Genomic DNA, 16,991 nt, shown 5'->3' on the forward strand with positions numbered 1-16,991 from the left:
GCTTGGGTGAGTTCACCGAGATGACCGGGCGCAAACCGGCCTCCGGCCACCGTGACGGCACGGGTAATGGCAGGCTGTCCGGACAGCGGAGCCTCCGGTCTTTGTGAGCGGCTGTCTTGGTCGACTGCCAGTTCTACCGGGGCTCCGCTCTTCATGCCGCCCGGCCAAACCCTCACCTACCGGCTCCTGGACAACCCCGCAAGACCCGTTGACTTCACGGCCTTGCTACTGGTCCAGACCGTCGTCGGCCATGACCGTTTGCTACCGCCCGTGCCCGTGAGCCAGCCGTATCAGTTCCGCGGCCCGCTCGGCGATAGCGTAGACCGTGGCGTTGGTGTTGGCGGAGGTAATGGACGGCATCACGGACGCGTCGGCGACCCGCAGCCCGCTGATGCCGTGCACCCGCAGCTCGGGATCGACCACCGCCATGTCGTCGGTCCCGATCCGGCAGGTGCCCACCGGATGGAAGCAAGAGGAGACCGCTGCGGTGGCGTAGGCGCGCAGTGCCGCGTCGTCCCCGGCTTCGGGGCCGGGCCGGAGTTCCCGCGCGAGCCAGGGCTTCAGGGGAGCAGTCCGCGGGATGTCCCGGGCGATCTTCAGGCCCCTGACGATGGCGTCGAGGTCCCGGGGATCGGTCAGGTAGCACGGGTCCACCACGGGAGCGACGTCCGGGCTGGCGCCGGCCAGCCGGACCGCCCCCCGGCTGAACGGCTGCATCAGCGATGCCAGGACGGCGAAGACCGCCTGCGGCCGGCCATCGGTGGGCGCGGGCACCGGGACCTCGGAAAATGCGATCTGCAGGTCGGGGTATCCCACATCGGGGCCGCTGCGCAGCAGGCCCAGGACCTCGGCGCCGTTGTTCCCGGCCGCCGGCAGCGGCTGGCCGGGCGCGTAGGCCAGGGCCACGCCCGGATGGTCCTGCAGGTTCTCACCGACGCCGGGCAGATCCGCGACCACCTCGATGCCGTGCGGGCGAAGCACGCCGACGGGGCCGATCCCGGAGAGCTGCAGCAGCGCAGGCGATCCGATGGCGCCTGCGGCGAGAACGACCTCTCCCGTGCACCCGGCCCGGACTATCTCGTCGCCCGTGCCGTACTCGACGCCGACACAGCGGCTCCGGTGCACCAGGACGCGGCGGACCGACGCCCCGGTCACGACCCGAAGGTTGCCGCGGCTCTCCGCCGGGGCCAGGTACGCATCGGCGGCGCTCTGGCGGCGGCCTGCCACGATGTTCAGGTCAGGCAGGCCGAAGCCCTCTTCAAGCCCGCCGCTGATGTCATCCGCCCGACGGTGCCCCGCCTCCCCGGCCGCGTCAAGGCAGGCCTCGAACACCGGGCCGGGCGGGCTCGCCGGGGCAACGGCCAGCGGACCCGAGGTGCCGCGGACCGCGGGGTCACGTCCAGAAGCGGTTTCGGTGCGCATGAAGTACGGCAGCAGGTCAGCGAAGCCCCACCCCTTTGCGCCCGCCTCGGGCCACCGATCGTAACTGGACCGGTGACCGCGCACGAAGATCATGGTGTTGATCGCCGACGAGCCGCCCAGCACCCGGCCGCGCCGGATCGGATCGGTAGAACCCGCGGTCGGTTGGCCCGGCGGGACCCCGCCCGTGCTGGCAGGAGACTCCCACAGAGACATCCACGCCCTCGGATCGGCCGCGTTCGCGGGGGGCGCGGCCGCCCCTGCCTCCAGCAAGAGCACCGATGCCCCGGGATCCTGGGAAAGACGGGCGGCCAGCACGCACCCGGCCGTCCCGCCACCTACGACGACAAAATCAAAACTGTCCACCTCATGTCCCTCCGTCAGGATGTGGATAGCCGTGCGAAATACCGTTGAAAGGGGCCGGGTCACACACTGGGGACACGGGCGGACACGTCGTCGAGCGCGGAGCGCTGGTCAGCGGTCAGCTGCAAGCGGGTGAAGGCCATCATCGAAGCGAGCTGATCAAGCGTGCGAGCGCTGGCGATCGGGGCCGCCACGCCGGGGCGCCCGCGCAGCCAGGCAAGCGCAACGGCCGCCGGGGTAGAGCCGTGCTCGCGTGCAATACCCTCGAGAACACCGACCACGGCGAGCCCGGCCTCGCTGTAGAAGCCGCGCGCCATGTACTGGCGGATTCCGCCGGCAAGGTCGGACTCGGCTCGGTACTTGCCGGTGAGGAAGCCGCTGGCCAGGGCCTGGTAGGGGAGGACAGCGAGATTTTCGGCGGCGGCGACCGGGGCGATGTCCCGCTCGTATGCCTCGCGCTTGACCAGGTTGTACAGCGGCTGCACCGCTACGGGCACGACGTAGTTCTCGCGGCGGGCAATGGTGATCCATTCCCGGATGCGCTCGCCGGTGTAGTTGGACACGCCGATCGCGCGGACCTTGCCCGCCCGGACCAGCGCGTCGAATGCTTCGGCGGTCTCCTGCAGCGGCACGTCAGGATCGTCGTAGTGGGCCCAGTACAGGTCGATGTAGCCGGTCCCCAGCCGCTTGAGCGAGGCATCGGCGGCGGCCGCGACATTGGCGGCGGACAGTCCGGCGAACTCCGGGTGCCGGCTGACCTTGGTGCCGATAATGACGCGGTCGCGGTTGCCGCGGGCGGCCATCCACGCACCGATGATGGTCTCGGACTCGCCACCGCAATTGCCCGGCGCCCAGGCCGAGTAACTGTCGGAGGTGTCGATGAGGTTGCCGCCGGCATGGAGGAAGCCGTCCAGGACCTGCCGGGAGGTGGCCTCGTCACTGGTCCAGCCGAACGTGGTTCCGCCCAGCGCGAGCGGGGACACGTCGATGCCAGTTCCTATGGCGGTCATTTTCGTCCTTTCGGGCAGTCAGCGGTGCCGGGACAAGGGCCCCGTCGGCTCGGTTGCCTGCGGCACCATCGTCGTCAAGGCGACCGGCGGCCGACAGCCCATGCGGTGCCCATCCGCTGCCCAACCCGGTCGGCCGACAGGTGCACCCGCGGCCGGGCCGCCCGGGTGGCCGGAGCCATTCCGCCGGGGCACGGGAGGCCGATCACCGCCAACACAGCAGGCGATCCGGCTGATTCGGTCAGGTAGCGTGGGGTCGTGACGATGCTTGGCGAACGGCTCCGGGACCTGCGGCGGCGCTCATTTGTCGGGCGTGAACGGGAAGTCAGGCTGTTCCGGTCCGCGCTGGCTGATTTCGGCCTGGTGTTCGTGCACGGACCGGGCGGGGTGGGCAAGAGCGCCCTGCTCGACATGTTCGCGGACATCGCGGCGGACGCCGGCCGTTCCGCGGTTCGCGTGGATGCCCGGCATCTGCGGCTCGGTCCGGACGTCTTGCCCGCGCTCGCCGACGGCGAGGTCCTGTTCATTGATACGTACGAGTTGCTGGAGCCGCTCGATGACTGGGTCCGGGAGCGGTACCTGCCGTCATTGCCCGGCGATGCGCTGGTGGTGATCGCCGGGCGCCGGGCGCCGAGCCCCCGGTGGTACGCGGATCCCGCATGGCGACATCTGATGCGAGAGATCGCACTGGGGAACCTGCCTCCCGCGGACGGGCAAGCGTACCTGGCCGCTCAAGGGGTGCCCGAGAAGCTCCACGACCGGCTGCTGGCCATCAGCCACGGCCATCCCCTTCTGCTGTCGATGCTGGTCGACGCGGTGGGCAAGGGCGCCGAACCGTACCGGCTGGGCGATGTTCCCTCCGTCGTCGGCGCGCTGCTCGCGCAGATTGTCGACGAGGCGCCGAGCCCGCTGCACCGGGCGGCGCTCGAGCTATGCGCGCATGCGCCCGTCACCACCGCGGACCTGCTGCGCGCGGTGCTCGGCGACGAGGCAGAAAAGTTGTTCGCGTGGCTGCGCACGCTGCCGTTCATCGACGACGGCCCGAACGGGCTGTACCCGCACGACGTGGCCCGTGACGCTCTCGACGCGGATCTGCGCTGGCGGGACGGTGCCCGCTATGCCGAGATGCGCCGCCGGCTCTCCGTCGCGCTGCGAGCCCGGATCCTTGCCACAGCGGACGAGCGGGAGCAGATCCAGCTGCTGGCGGACGTGATCGCGGTGGAGGGCTCCCGGTCCAAAGTGGCGACGTGCTCGAATCCGCCGGCGACGATGCAGGCATACGCCGACACCCTGCAGGACGGCGACCGGGCGCCGATCATCGCCATGACCACCGCGTGGCAGGGGGAAGAGCAGGCCGAACTGGCCGCCTACTGGCTGGACCGCCGTCCCGGGGCGTTCCGCGTCTTCCGCACCGTCTCAGGGGAGCCGCGCGGCTACGCCGCGTGCCTGGAGCTGACCGAAACGGACCTGGGCGTGGACCCAGGAGTGAACGCGATGTGGCGATACGCGCATGAACACGGCGCGCCCCGGACCGGGGAGCGGGTGAGAGCCTGGCGCTTCTTCCTCGACCGTGACCACGGCCAGCTCGCGTCGCCCTCGGTCACCCTGTTCGCCGCCTGCCAGACCCTCGACGCCCTGACCCACCACAACACGGCATGGACGCTGGTAGGGGCGTACGCCGACCCCGCTCTGTGGGCACCCACCATGCACAACCTCGGCTTCGAGCCCGCCAAAGGCGCCGAATACACCATCGGCAGCACCCGGTTCCCGGTCTTCGCACACGACTGGCGCCGCACCGATGTCGACGAATGGCTGGAGATCCTCCACGCGCGTCAAGCCGGCGCACTGGCCACAGCAGCCGACGGCACTGACAACACGGTGCTCTCGGAGCCGCAATTCGCCGAGGCCGTCCAGGCCGCCCTGCGCGACCTGCGCACGCCGAACCTGCTACAAGAAAATCCCCTGCTGCGCTCGCGGGCCGTACGGCAGAACCAGCGCGACGGGAATGCTCCCGCCGAAACCTTGCGAGAACTGCTCGAGACGGCGGTCAGCGTGCTGCCGCCCAACTTGAGGGTCCTGGCGGATCGCACGTTCCTGCACCCCGTCACCACCCAGGAACGCATCGCCGAGAGTCTCCACCTGTCATTCAACACCTATCGCCGTCATCGGGACCGGGCGGTCACCAGCATCACCGAGTGGCTGTGGGCGGCCGAGACCGGGCACCGCACGAGCAGACCATGACCTTCCGGGGCCGACGACGCTGTGCTCGGCATCTGGCCCCTGGTACCGAGGTCACGGTGGTGAAGGCGAGCGTCACGGCAATCTCGGATGCCGTAGCGGGGGCAGTAGCGGGGGCTTCTCCGGCCTCGGGGAACATCGGTACAGCGGTTGGCGCTGAGAACGATGATGGTCAGGGCGTGAGGGCGCTGACGCGCAGGGTGTAGCCCTGGCCGCGCCGTACGGTCGTCCCCTGGTCGAGCGCGGTGCGCTCGGCGGGCTCCAGGTCGGTGGTGCGGAGGTAGTCGGCGACCTTGCCGCGCATGTCGAGGGTGACCGGCAGCTCCGGGGCAGGCGCGTCCTCCTCGGTGGGGGTCTGGTCGGGCAGGAGGTCGGCGGCGGCAGTACGGAGGCGCCGCGGCTGACGCCGTGGTCGCGGGCGAGGGCCGCGATGGAGCGGCCTGCCAGGTACGCGGTGCGTACGTCATCGGTCTTCGCGGCCGCCACGGCGGGGCGGCGACCGCCCTTCGCGCCCTTGGCCTCGGCGGCGCGCAGTCCGTCGTACGTCAGCTCCCGCTGGAGATCGCGTTGGGGTTCGCCGGCGGCGGCGAGGGTCTGCACCATGAACTTCACGTCTGCACCATGAACTTCACGGTGGACAGCAGTTCGCCGGTGCGCGGGTGGCGGGCGGTGAGGTCCATCGCGGAGAACGCGCCGTCATGGATACGCAGGGCGAGGCGGTCGCGGTGGAGGACGTCGAGCACGTCGAGGATGTGTCCGGTGCCGCGTACGAGGCGGAACATCTCGGAGATGTGCACGGTGTCCCCGGGCCGTGCGTAGTCGAGGAGCGCGCGGAACTTCGGGCGCTGGAGGGGATGGAGACGGCTGGAGGTGCCCGGGTCTTCCTCGAAGACGACGGGGTCCTCGATCCCGGCCTCGTCCAGGACGAGGTTCTGCCGGGCGGTTGACTGCTGGTCGGTCGAGACCCGCTTGTAGACCAGGTTCGCCGCCGCTAGGCCCCTTCCGTACGAAGGATCGGGACCCTATCTGTCGTTTAACCCTGTCACGGCCCGGGGCGTCTTTTTCAAGGCGATCCGGTAGCTATGTAGGAGGCCCCGGTCAGGCGGGAGCGTGCACGCGGTGGACACTGTGCCGTCGATGATTCCGTGTACTGGGCGGCAAGGCTGATCAGCTCATCGAGGCGGTGGCGTGCCCGGGTCAGATCGTGCAGTCGGGCCTGGATGCGGTCCCGTTCCTCCGTGAGCCGCTGCGTCATCTCCGGTGTCGCGACGAGGGTGTCCAGGAACGGCAGGATGTGCAGGATCGCCTTGCTGGGCAGCCCGGCCGCGTAGAGGAGCTGGATGAACTTCACCCGCTCGACGTCCGAATCGGAGTAGTCCCGCTGGCCCCCGGCGCCGCGGGCGGCGACGACGAGCCCTTGCTCCTCGTAGTAGCGCAGCGCGCGGACGCTGACCCCCGCGCGTTCGGCGACCTTTCCGATACGCATTGCCCCTCCTGGCTGTTCCCGATTTGCACCTCACGCCGACGTGAGGTTCTAGCGTACGGGCATGAACATCAACGGAGCGACCGCGCTCGTCACCGGAGCCAACCGCGGCATCGGCCGCCACCTCGCAGCCCAGCTTGCCGAGCGGGGCGCGAAGGTCTACGCAACTGCCCGCCGGACCGAGTCCATCGATCTCGACGGCGTGGAGGTTCTCGCCCTCGACATCACCGATCCCGATTCCGTCGCAGCCGTCACCCAGGAGGCTCGTGACGTTGACCTGCTGGTCAACAATGCCGGCATCGGAGGTGGAACCCTGCTCGGCGATCTCGACCGCGTCCGCGCCACGATGGACGTGAACTTCTGGGGCACCTTGTCCATGATCCGGTCCTTCGCGCCGGTCCTGGCTGACAATGGTGGAGGCGCGATCCTCAACATCGCCTCGTCCGCGTCATGGTTCGTCTTCCCGGGGGCCAGCGCGTACGCAGTCTCCAAGGCCGCCGTGTGGAGCATGGGCAACGCGCTGCGCCAGGAACTGGCCGGACAGGGAACCCGTCTCACCTCGGTGCACCTCGGGGCTGCCGACACCGACATGACCAAGGGCCTCGATGTACCGAAGATGACCGCGGCGGACGTCGCGCGAGCCGCTCTCGATGGCGTCGAGGCCGAGGTGTTCGAGGTCGTTGTCGATGAGTTCACCGAAATGGTCAAGGCTTCACTGAGCAAGGACCCGAGGGAGTTCGCCAGCCAGTTCCAGCAGTTCCTCGTCTCCTGAGCCTGTGATTTACCCGGTGTGACGTGGTTTGGTGCCCGGTTCGACAAGGTGACCAAGGGCAGCGGCATCGCTCCGCGCTCCCCGGCAGCGGTACGCGACGGCCGCGAAGCGGCTGCCCAAGGTCAGGGCCCGCAAGCTCGTCACCGCCCTGGTTGGCCACGACTAATCCGACCCGCCCCCGTCGTCGTCCTCGTCCAGGACGGCGCGTCAGGGTCGCGCAGCGGGCGCAGGGCGCCGGCGGCCGGAGTGGAGGCCGTGAAGCTGTAGCGGCCGAGCACGTTCAGGTTGCGGTGCTTGAGCGGGGACAGGCGGGCGATGTCCTCATCACGGATCTCGTGGCCCTCGGCGTGGAGCTGGGCGACGGCGGCGTCGATGTACTTCGTCGTCCAGAGCACGATGGCGTTGAGGACCAGGCCGAGCGCGCCGAGCTGGTCCTCCATTCCGTCGCGGTACGCCTGGCGGATGGTGCCGCGCTTGCCGTGGCACACGTCGCGGGCCAGTTTGTGGCGGGACTCCTGCACGGTGAGCTGCCGGTTCATCTGACGGCGGTAGGTGTCGTCGACCGGGTCGACGACGCGCAGCAGGTGCTCGGTCCTGGCGATCCGCCCGTACTCGGCGAACGCCGCCCCGAGCGGGGTCGGGCGGCCGTCGCGGCCGAACATGCGCAGCAGGTCGTAGGCGCGGACCTGGTTGGTGACCAGGGAACCGGCGACCTTCAGCATGTCCGGCCAGTGCGTGATCACCTTGTTCAGGTTCACGCGGTTGCGGGCCAGGTCCTCCACCACGCGGTAGGTGACCGGTCTCGATGCCGGGCATGGTGGCCCGCCAGAACCGCTGGTCGTCCAGGTCGCGGAACGGGGGGCTGAAGTTGTAGCCGAGCATCTTGAACAGGCCGAACACCATGTCGGAGTACGAGGCGTTGTCGGTCGCCAGCATCTCCGGCTTCACGCCGCCGTCGAGGTTCAGCAGGGCGTCCAGGATGTGCAGGGAGTCGCGCGGGGTGCCGGGGACGACCATCTGCCCGATGCCCGCGACCTGGTCGTTGACGGCGTTGAGCCAGGTGATGCCGCGCTTGAACCCGAAGTACTTCGGCGACGGGGCGGCGTTGATGGTGCGCACCGGCACCTGGAAGCGCAGCCCGTCCACGGAGGCGAGCAGTCCGTCACCCCAGAACTGCACGATCGGGATGTCGGCCTGGGCGGCGATGAGCCGCGCGTTCGCGGCGGCGATGGTGTCGGCGCGCAGGCAGTACTGGTCGACGTGCACGAGCCGGGCCCGGGTCAGGGCCTCGTAGCCGGGGTTGACCACCGGGGTCAGGCCGATGTTGCACGCCTCGGACACCAGCAGCGCGACCACCGAGGTGGGCAGGTCTTTTCATCCGGGTGGTGCCGTCGCCGAGGTGGACGAACGCGTCGAGGAACCCGGTCCAGGCGTTCACCTCGAACAAAAGGTCCGGCAGGTCGATCTTCGGGAGCATCTTCTCGACTCGCTGGCGCAGCCAGGTCAGGGATTTCGGTTCGCCGAGTGCGCCGAGCTTGTCGACGTTCAGCTTCACCCGCCCGTCGTCCTGCACTTCGATGGAGACCTTCGCCGCCGGCCCTGCTTCCTCCAGGCGTTCGGCGAGCTGCTTCCATCCGGCGTCCAGGCCGCGCACCAGCTCCGCCAGGTGCTCGGTGACGGACATGTCCAGGCTCAGGGCCGCCAGGACGTCTTCCTCGACCGCGTCCCAGTCGGGCCCGTCCAGGAGGCGGGGCGCGCGGGTTGGACCAGCGGTGCGGGGGTGAGGCGAAGACGTCGCGGTTGTTCAGGGCCCGGTGCAGCTGCTCCAGCACGCACACCACGTACGCGTCCCGGTCCACCGCGCCCTGCGGCAGGTCGGGGTTGGCGTACACCGCCTTGCGCCACGCGGGCGGCACGAGCTTGTCGTCCACCTCGCGCGGCAGCAGCGGCTTGACGCCCACCTTCCGCCGCGCCAGCGCCGGAAGGCCGCGCACCCCCGGCCAGGACCCGCTTCCCGGCGCTCGCCGCGTCCAGCGCCTTCGACTCGCCCAGCAACGCGAGGAACGGGCGCACCGTGGCGTACCGGTTGGCGAGCGCGGCCCGCATGGCGACCTCGGCCGAGTTCTCGTCCTCGGGCACCAGCGAGACCACCGTGACGGCCGCGGTCATCACGGCCGCGCGCGGGGCGACCTCCTCCACCGCCGCCCACAGCGCGGCCGCGTCCAGGGCCGCCTCCTGCTCCTCGACCAGCTCCAGCTCCTGAAGCAGCCCCTTCGCCGCCCGCGCGAGCACCCGCGACGCCTTCTCCAGCTGCGGCAACGTCGACAGCCGTTCCTTCTCTGACTTGCGCTTCGCCGTGTTCAGCAGGCGGGCGGCCATCAGGACTTGGAACAGGTCCAGGGCCTCGTCGATCGCCTTCGCCTCCAGGTGCCGCATCACCGCGGTGAGCATCGCCGTGCGCTTGGGCTCCGCCGCCCGCTCCAGCAGCGGCGCCTTCGACCCCAGCGCGTACCGGGCCAAAGCGGCTATTCGGCCGGTGCGGTTCAGACCTGGGAAGTGTTGCCCCTGCTACGGACCCGCGCCGAGAGGAAGCCGATCACACCCGCTGCCCGCAGGCATGTCGCGGATCAGGTCAAGCAGGCCACCGCGTTTCTCGGCTGGCTAGCTGACCGGGACCACACTCTCGCCACCTGCGGTCAGACCGGCGTCGACGCCTGGCACGTCGAGCACAACGAATACGCCCCCAACAGCATTCGCTGCTTCCTGCTGTGGTGTTCGGCCAGCAAGCTCACCCGGCCTTTCCGGCTGTCTCCAGCCCAGATCAGCCGGGCCGCACCCATGCCACAGGCCGAGCGCCTGGAGCTGATCGGGCGCCTTCTCACCGACCCGAGCCTGCCTCTGCGAGCCCGGGTCGCGGGAGGCATCGTCCTGCTCTACGCCCAGCCGCTCAGCCGCGCGGTCCGCCTCACGCTGGACGACATCACCTGCGGCGACCAGCAGACCCTTCTCCGGCTCGGCGAGCCTCCGTCCCCCGTTCCCGAACCGCTAGCGGAACTCCTATTCCGCTGGATCGACAACCGGGACAACATGAAGAACACCGGGACCAACGCCTGCCGGTGGCTTTTCCGGCCGCCGAGCCGGGCAACCGCTCCACCCCGACGTCCTGGCGGCTCTCCTCAACGACATCGGCATCCCCACCACCGCCGGCCGCACCGCCGCGATCCGGCAGCACGTCCTGGAGATGCCCGCCCCGGTCGTCGCTGAGGCTCTGAGCTACCACCGCGTTACCACGGCCAAGCTGGCCTCCGAGGCCGGAGGCACCTGGAGCCGATACGCCTCTGGTGACCACCGGCGGTCACCACCAGGCTGGACACCACGGAGCACTATCTGAACCTGCTGTCAGCCGACTGAAGCCGCTACTCCGCAGGAAGGGGACTCAACGGAATCTGCATCAACGCCCAGCGCGTGAAGGTCAGCAAAGCCTCGCCGGCGAGGTCCTCAAGCCGGTAGAAGTCCTCCGGCAGCACGTCGAGCAGGAAGTGCTCGACTTCCCGGTCTGCTCGCTTGATCAGGACGAGGGAGCGATAACAGACCTTGGGGGGATGCTCAAGAAGGATCGCTCTCAGAGACCCCGTCGCATCGTCCGCCAGGTGCTGATCAAGCCATCCAGGATCACGTCCCCTGCCGAGGTTGAGGCGCTCGCTCTTCGAGCTCAGTCCTACCAGGTCCTGCTTGTTCACACGCTTGATTGCTTTGGGCACCTTCTCCGGCATGAGAGCAGGTTAGCCCTCGACGACCAGACCGCGAGTTGCTGCACAGCGCAGACCATGTCCCTGCGACGCCCCAGCACACACAGTGACTACAACGACCGCTTGGGCAGCAGTACTCGCGACAGTTGATTACGCGAGTTCACCAGTACCGAGGCCGGTGTACCGGGGTTCGGCGTCGGAAAGCAGTGGGCGGATCTTCGACCAGGCGCCGTCGGCGCCGATGAGGAGGCCGCTGGTCACGGTCGTGCCGTCGGTGAAGGCCAGCTCGTGTCGGCCGTCGCCGAGGGGCCGGACACCGGTGACCTTGTGTCCCCACCGGACCGTCTGATCGGGAAGGGAGTCGAGCAGGATGCGGCGCAGGTCTCCGCGGAGCACTTCGGGACGCCGCCCCGTGCCGTCGTCGGGGGCGTCGAGCAGCAGCTTGCCGTGCTGGTCGAGCACACGCGACGCCTCGGCGCCCTCGTGGATGATCGCGCGGAACTCGTCGGTGAGGCCGGCGTCGGCGAGCGCGCGCTGCCCGTCGGCCTCGTGGATGTCGAGCCGGCCGCCCTGCGTGCGGGACTTCTCCGAGGGATCGGCCTCGTAGACCGCCCCGCTGCCGTCGGTCGGCGCGTTGGTCGCCGCGCCCAGCAGACCCAGCGAACTGCCGGACGTGCCGCCCGGCATCGGGATGGCCTGGCCCGCCATCTCCAGGTGTTCACGCGCGTGCAGATCACGTCGTCCTGCTGCTTGTCAGCCCGCGGCCAAGAGTCGCCTGAGCCAGGCGCTGCGGGTCGCCGATGCGGTCTGCGACAGCGCAGCTTGTGGCGCGATGCCGTCGAACCCGTGGAAACCGCCCGGCCAGACGTGCAACTCGGTCTGGACACCGGCCTGCAGCAGCCGAGCGGCGTAGTCAATGTCCTCGTCGCGGAAGGTCTCGACAGAGCCGACGTCGATGAAGGAGCTGGGCAAGCCAGTCAGGTCGGTCGCCCTCGCAGGCGCCGTGTAGATGCTGACGTCGCTGCCACCTCTGTGTTCGCCGAGCAACGCGTTCCATCCGGTCATGTTGCTGGTGGTGTCCCAGAGGCCCTCGCCGTCCAGTTCCTGGCTGCTCGGTGTGAGGAACCGGTCGTCGAGCATCGGGCACATGAGCAACTGACCCAGCAGCTGAGGGCCACCGCGGTCGCGTGCGAGAAGCGCCACGCCGGCCGCGAACCCGCCGCCGGCGCTCGCCCCGGTGACGACGATGCGGTTCGGGTCACCGCCTATCTCCGTGGCGAGTCTATGGGTGCCCAGCAGACCCGCGTAGCAGTCCTCGATCGGCGCCGGGTCGGGGTGCTCCGGTGCCAGGCGGTACTCCACCGACACCACGATGGCGCCGATGTCGACGGCCCAGTCCAGCACGCCGCCGGCTACGGTGCGGTTGTTGCCGATGATCATGCCGCCGCCGTGCATGTAGTAGAGGATGGGCGCTCCTGCCGCCAGACCCACCGGCTTGAGGACGAGGAGCGAAACCTCCGGAGCGCCCGCCGGGCCGGGTACGGACAAGTTCTGCAGTTGGAGCGTCCCGTTGCGCGTCAGGGCCTCGTCCGGGACCGCGAATATGGGGTTGGCTCGCAGTTCCTCGATGTCCTCGGCGGTAATGGTCGGTGATAGGTGTTCGTGTACGACCGTCAGCGCTGCGGCGAGCTCAGGGTCGAGCGGTGGGTGCGTCCTGGCCATCGGCGATTCCTCGGTTCAGGGGGCGGTGATCTTGTCGGAGAGGGGGGCGATGATGGTGTCGGCAACCCAGCGTGCGACGCCGGTCGGGTAGGGCGCGCCCAGTCCGAGCACGATGTGGCTGAACCCGCCATCGAGCGCCGCGCGGATGGTGTGGCGGGTGTGCTGAGGGCGATCGTAGGAGACGGGCAGGACGATGGATCGGGTGATCTCAGCCGGGTTACGGCCGGTCTCCTCGCACAGCCGGTCGAGGGTGGCGCTGCGCTCGATCGCCTTGTCGATGGTGCCTCCGGGCATGTTCCACCGGTCCGCATGCTCGGCAACCACGCGCAGCGTCCGGGTGGCCTGACCGCCGACCAGGATCGGGGGGCGGGGATGCTGGACGGGTTTGGGACTGCAGAACGCGCCCGTCATCTGGTGGTACTCGCCGTGGAAGTCGAATGGTGCGGTTTCGGTCCATAGTCTGCGGATGATCGTGCACGCCTCGGCGAGGCTTCCGACCGCGTGGGCGGCATCGTGGAAGGGAAGGCCGTGAGCTGTGTACTCACGCCGGGCCAGTGGCACGTCGGTGCGAGAGCCCGCGCCGATACCGAACTCGAGCCGGCCGCCGGAGACGGCATCGACAGTGGCGGAGATCTTGGCCAGCATGGCCGGTGGGCGGAACCTGTTGCTGGTGACCATCACCCCGAGCCGCAACCGCTCGGTTTGGGCCGCGAGAGCGGACAGCAGTGTCCAGCCCTCGAAGGTGGGCCCGTTCGGGTCGCCGCCGAGCGGCATGAGGTGGTCGAACAGCCAGGCGTGCTCGATCTGAGGGATGCCGTCCGCCTCATGCCAGACCCGCAGGACGTCGTCGTAGGCGACCTGCGCGGGGGCGGTCATGATTCCGAAACTGGAGATACCGGCCGGTGCCAGGTGGTTGGTCACTTCGAGTCGATGCTTCCCAGCGGGTCGGCGGCCGCAGCCAGAGTCCGACGGGCGGTAGGCCACGCGTCGTTGTCCAGGCCGAGTGCGGTACGCAGATACGCCAGGGTGGCGTGCTGGACGAGCGCGACACGCTCGGGGCTTTCGTCGGTGGTGCGCGTGTCGTTGGCTCCCTGGATGCCGCCGAGTCCGTGTTCCGCGCCGAACAGGGTCAGCAGATCGGTGGCGCCCGGGCTGAGGCGGTAGCCGTCGGTGAACCAGTCCGGACCGCGCACCGTGAGCGGAGACTGGTCCGCGTCGCCGGCGACCATAAGACTGGGTGTCTTCAGCTCGGCGAAATCAGGGTTCATGAACGGGAAGTACTGGGTGGCGAGCGGGCTCAGGTCGGCGCCGCCGGTACCGGGCAGGCACAGCAGCACGGCCGCGCTGACTCGCGGCTCGGCCATGCTCTCACCGGGAGTGCCGTCGGCGCCGACGACCCGTGCACCCGCCAGGGTGCTGGCGGTCTGCGCGCCCCAGGAATGTCCGGCTACCGCAATGCGGTCGTGGTCGATGCGGCCGGCCAGCCCGGGCACGGCGGCTTCAAGTGTGTCGAGCTGGTCCAGGACGCGAGCGAGGTCGTCGGTGCGGATGCGCCAGATGAGCGGGGTGCGCGGGTCGTCGGGGGCGAGGCCGAGGGAGTCGAGATGTGTGGGCTGGATGACGACGAAGCCGCGGGCGGCCCAGAAGCCGACCAGAGGTGCGTAATCGTCCATGGTCAGGGTCATGCCGTGCGAGAGGACGACGACGGGCAGGTTGTGGCCGGTCGTGGGCGCTGTGACCCGCACCTGCACGTCCTGGCCGCGGTCCGGGGCGGGCAGCGCGATCGGGCTGACAGAGATGACTGAGGCGGTGAAGGCGTTGCCGCCGTCCGCTGACGTGGTGCCGCTCATGTGGTGCATGCCTTTCTCGATAGGCCCAGTGGGCTCGTGCGGCGCGGCGTCTGGCATCCTTGAAATATGGAGCGCCGCTCCGGATCAGAATACGGAGCGATGCTCCGCTTTGCAAGTGGGAGGTGTTCACGATGTCCGCAGCCGATACTCCGCCGGCAGCCGCAGGTCGCAAGCGAGCCGACGTCCGCCGAAACGAGCAGAGGCTCCTGGACGCAGCCGCGGCCGTGTTCGTCCGTATGGGGGTCCACGCTCCCGTACGGGAGATCGCAGCGGAATCAGGCCTCGGCATGGGCACCATCTACCGCCACTTCCCCACCCGGGCGGACTTGGTGGTCGCGGTCTTCCGCCACCAGGTTGACGCACTCGCCGCAGCCGCCCACCCGGCGCAAACTGCCGATGCCTACGAAGTCCTGCGGCAGTGGGTCCACCAATTCGCCGACTTCCTCGTCACCAAACACGGCCTCGCCGAGGCGCTGCACTCGGACCAAGCCGGATTCGAGACCCTGCACAACGAGTTCGTCGAACGCCTGCTACCCGTGCTCGACCAACTGCTGAAAGCGTCCGCCTCCGCTGGCCACACACGCGCCGACGTACGGGCCTACGACTTCATGCTCGCCATCGGCAACCTGTGCATCGGAATCGAGACCTTCCCCGACTACCAGGCCCGCCACATGATCGACCTGATGCTCGCCGGCCTTGCCCAGCCCGCCCCGGCACCGACAGACGATGAGGTCGGCAACTCGGCCGGAAACAACCGAGCTTGTTGACCCGGCTTGTTGCCTACGGCAGTGGGGCCCGGGACCGTGATGCGGTGCCTCCGCTTGCCGTGCTGGCGCAGGAGCTGCTCGATGCGCTTGCGGTTCACCATCACACCACCCGCGCGGAGCTAGGCGGTGAGGTGTAGGCCGTCGAGGACGGTGTCGAAGCCTTCCTGATCGGCACGACCACGCAGGAACACGACCACGCAGGAATGGAACTTCATCCTCGGCGACCTCACATCGCACCCACCAAGGAGGCCGCTCTAAACGGCATGGCCAACCTCGGATGCACCGCCGCCGACCTCGACACCTACCTCAGCCGACTCGGCAGCAAGGATCCCGGCCACGCACTGGCCCAAGCACTCAGCGACCGCACCTTCAGGCGCCCCGCCCGCCGCCTCGCCGACACCGCCGCCCAAGCCGGCATCCCCACCTACGCCTACCAATCCGCCTGGCCCGTCCCGCACTTCGGCGCCGCCCACTGCACCGACCTCCCCTTCGTCTTCGACCACCTCAACGCACCCCAGGCACCCGAACTCCTGGACCCGACGCCCCCCAGCACACGGCCACAGACATGCACACCGCACTCGTGTGCTTCGCCCACGGCGATCACCCCGGATGGAGCGCCTACACCGCCGAAGAGCGCCGCACCATGGTCTTCGACCACAACTCCCGGGAATGCACCGACGGTCTCGCCAGGTCCCCCAACGAACTCTCAATGCCCGTAGTCCCCTCCTCGCACAGTCGATGCGCGGCAGGGCGCTGTGAGGGAACTCGATATCTCCCTCTTACTCGCCGCCCGGGCGGCGAGTAAATCTGTGGCGTGCACCGCAGTGACCTGTGGCCGGCGCAACCGGCCGCAGCCCGACGCGGAGGAAGCCCGCGTACACGCCTCGCCTCGGGGATACCGTCGAGGACACCCAGAAGCGGCAGACCGGCCGCGTGATGGGCTTCGTCGGCCCCGTTCGTGCAGCTCCGCCCCATCGGCGGCGGCAAGGAGTAGAACGCGGGCCCGGACAGCTCCGGCCCATCACAGTGACCGAAGCGCTCAGCGCGGGTGTGGCCCTGGCCAACGCCCGGTCCCGAGGGGAGTGCCCGTGACGGCCACCGAGCAGGCGACAGACCTGTCCGTCGAGCGCACGCTGGCACGGCAGTCTGGCTACGAGAGCGTGCACGCCCAGTGCCGCCAGACCAAGGACCTGCCCCCGCCGTACGGTCGCGGAATCCCGCTCGCTCGCCGCTCCCCCAGCGCCTGCCACCGTCAGGCCAACGAGCCCCTCGTGAAGACCATCGCCGGCATGGGCCTGTACGTGGCGGTCGTGACCGGCCCCGTCCTCGCCCTGGTGCCGGCGCGGACCCCGCACTGACGCACCCCCATGGCGGGCGCTCCAGGTCAGGGCCGTGCTCAAGACGCCCGCCCCGTCGGTGTTCCGGAAGACGCCGGCGGGGCGGGCCCGACTGGCAGACCATCATCCATCGTATTGAGGAGAGACAAGCCGTGACCGTTGCAGACGTGCGGGAGGCCTTCCCGCTCGCGTCCGAGGGGGGCGCATCCCGCACAGCGCGGAGCCCCCGACAGGCGCCGACACCCGTCCGTGGGTCCTGCGCTTCGCTCGCACCCCCGACGCCT

General features: G+C 69.4%; 14 protein-coding genes, 2 pseudogenes and 1 other annotated feature. Of the genes and pseudogenes, 5 read left to right on the forward strand and 11 right to left on the reverse strand.

The window, feature by feature from the left end; genetic code table 11:
• Positions 1-261 precede the first annotated feature (261 nt).
• Both J8403_RS00880 and J8403_RS00885 read right to left on the reverse strand, forming a co-directional pair.
• Positions 262-1,785 carry a GMC family oxidoreductase gene (locus tag J8403_RS00880; protein WP_211128018.1) on the reverse strand — a complete coding sequence of 508 codons (1,524 nt, stop codon included), beginning with the start codon at positions 1,783-1,785 and terminating at the stop codon, positions 262-264.
• Between the two features lie 59 nt (positions 1,786-1,844).
• On the reverse strand, positions 1,845-2,792 hold the full coding sequence (locus tag J8403_RS00885) for an aldo/keto reductase (protein ID WP_211121362.1): 948 nt from the start codon (positions 2,790-2,792) through the stop codon (positions 1,845-1,847).
• Positions 2,793-3,053: 261 nt separating this feature from the next.
• Between J8403_RS00885 and J8403_RS00890 the strand changes: the two genes are divergently transcribed.
• Complete coding sequence (locus tag J8403_RS00890) at positions 3,054-5,030, forward strand: ATP-binding protein (protein WP_246586284.1); 1,977 nt, start codon at positions 3,054-3,056, stop codon at positions 5,028-5,030.
• 169 nt (positions 5,031-5,199) lie between these two features.
• Here J8403_RS00890 and J8403_RS44245 read toward each other — a convergent pair whose 3' ends face one another.
• From J8403_RS44245 to J8403_RS00900, 3 genes are all read right to left on the reverse strand, one after another.
• On the reverse strand, positions 5,200-5,331 hold the full coding sequence (locus tag J8403_RS44245) for a hypothetical protein (RefSeq protein ID WP_281427893.1): 132 nt from the start codon (positions 5,329-5,331) through the stop codon (positions 5,200-5,202).
• Between the two features lie 304 nt (positions 5,332-5,635).
• On the reverse strand, positions 5,636-6,007 hold the full coding sequence (locus J8403_RS43340; RefSeq protein ID WP_343245358.1) for a recombinase family protein: 372 nt from the start codon (positions 6,005-6,007) through the stop codon (positions 5,636-5,638).
• A gap of 83 nt (positions 6,008-6,090) precedes the next feature.
• The gene (locus tag J8403_RS00900) at positions 6,091-6,513 is read right to left on the reverse strand and encodes a MerR family transcriptional regulator (RefSeq protein WP_211121364.1); all 423 of its coding nucleotides are present in this window, start codon (positions 6,511-6,513) and stop codon (positions 6,091-6,093) included.
• A gap of 61 nt (positions 6,514-6,574) precedes the next feature.
• Between J8403_RS00900 and J8403_RS00905 the strand changes: the two genes are divergently transcribed.
• Positions 6,575-7,282 carry an SDR family oxidoreductase gene (locus J8403_RS00905; protein WP_211121365.1) on the forward strand — a complete coding sequence of 236 codons (708 nt, stop codon included), beginning with the start codon at positions 6,575-6,577 and terminating at the stop codon, positions 7,280-7,282.
• Positions 7,283-7,444: 162 nt separating this feature from the next.
• Here J8403_RS00905 and J8403_RS44535 read toward each other — a convergent pair.
• A pseudogene (locus tag J8403_RS44535) lies at positions 7,445-9,814 on the reverse strand (Tn3 family transposase); the annotation flags it as partial.
• A 24-nt stretch (positions 9,815-9,838) separates the two neighbouring features.
• On the opposite strand from J8403_RS44535, the gene J8403_RS00925 reads away from it, so the two are divergent.
• The gene (locus tag J8403_RS00925) at positions 9,839-10,546 is read left to right on the forward strand and encodes a hypothetical protein (RefSeq protein WP_211121368.1); all 708 of its coding nucleotides are present in this window, start codon (positions 9,839-9,841) and stop codon (positions 10,544-10,546) included.
• Positions 10,380-10,429: a sequence feature (sul1 is cis-regulatory element that is thought to sense ions involved in sulfur or methionine metabolism; They are found in Alphaproteobacteria), on the forward strand. It overlaps the preceding gene by 50 nt.
• A gap of 152 nt (positions 10,547-10,698) precedes the next feature.
• On the opposite strand, the gene J8403_RS00930 is transcribed toward J8403_RS00925, so the two are convergent.
• The 5 genes and pseudogenes from J8403_RS00930 to J8403_RS00950 form a co-directional block, all read right to left on the reverse strand.
• Complete coding sequence (locus J8403_RS00930) at positions 10,699-11,055, reverse strand: hypothetical protein (RefSeq protein ID WP_211121369.1); 357 nt, start codon at positions 11,053-11,055, stop codon at positions 10,699-10,701.
• 150 nt (positions 11,056-11,205) lie between these two features.
• Positions 11,206-11,718 (reverse strand): annotated as a pseudogene (locus J8403_RS00935) (FAD-dependent oxidoreductase); the annotation flags it as partial.
• 66 nt (positions 11,719-11,784) lie between these two features.
• A complete protein-coding gene (locus tag J8403_RS00940; RefSeq protein ID WP_211121370.1) occupies positions 11,785-12,753 on the reverse strand; it encodes an alpha/beta hydrolase in 969 nt (322 codons plus the stop codon).
• A 15-nt stretch (positions 12,754-12,768) separates the two neighbouring features.
• Positions 12,769-13,629 (reverse strand): LLM class flavin-dependent oxidoreductase, encoded by an 861-nt coding sequence (locus J8403_RS00945; protein WP_211121371.1) that lies wholly within the window; start codon positions 13,627-13,629, stop codon positions 12,769-12,771.
• A 41-nt stretch (positions 13,630-13,670) separates the two neighbouring features.
• Entirely contained in the window at positions 13,671-14,603 is a 933-nt protein-coding gene (locus J8403_RS00950; RefSeq protein ID WP_211128019.1) for an alpha/beta hydrolase family protein, read from the reverse strand.
• Positions 14,604-14,734: 131 nt separating this feature from the next.
• Here J8403_RS00950 and J8403_RS00955 point away from each other — a divergent pair, with 131 nt between their 5' ends.
• Positions 14,735-15,370: a TetR/AcrR family transcriptional regulator gene (locus tag J8403_RS00955; protein ID WP_211121372.1), complete on the forward strand. Its 636-nt coding sequence runs from the start codon at positions 14,735-14,737 to the stop codon at positions 15,368-15,370.
• A 1,088-nt stretch (positions 15,371-16,458) separates the two neighbouring features.
• A complete protein-coding gene (locus J8403_RS00965; RefSeq protein ID WP_211121374.1) occupies positions 16,459-16,728 on the forward strand; it encodes a hypothetical protein in 270 nt (89 codons plus the stop codon).
• The last annotated feature ends 263 nt before the right edge of the window (positions 16,729-16,991 follow it).

Source organism: Streptomyces yatensis (assembly GCF_018069625.1).
Classification (GTDB): domain Bacteria; phylum Actinomycetota; class Actinomycetes; order Streptomycetales; family Streptomycetaceae; genus Streptomyces; species Streptomyces yatensis.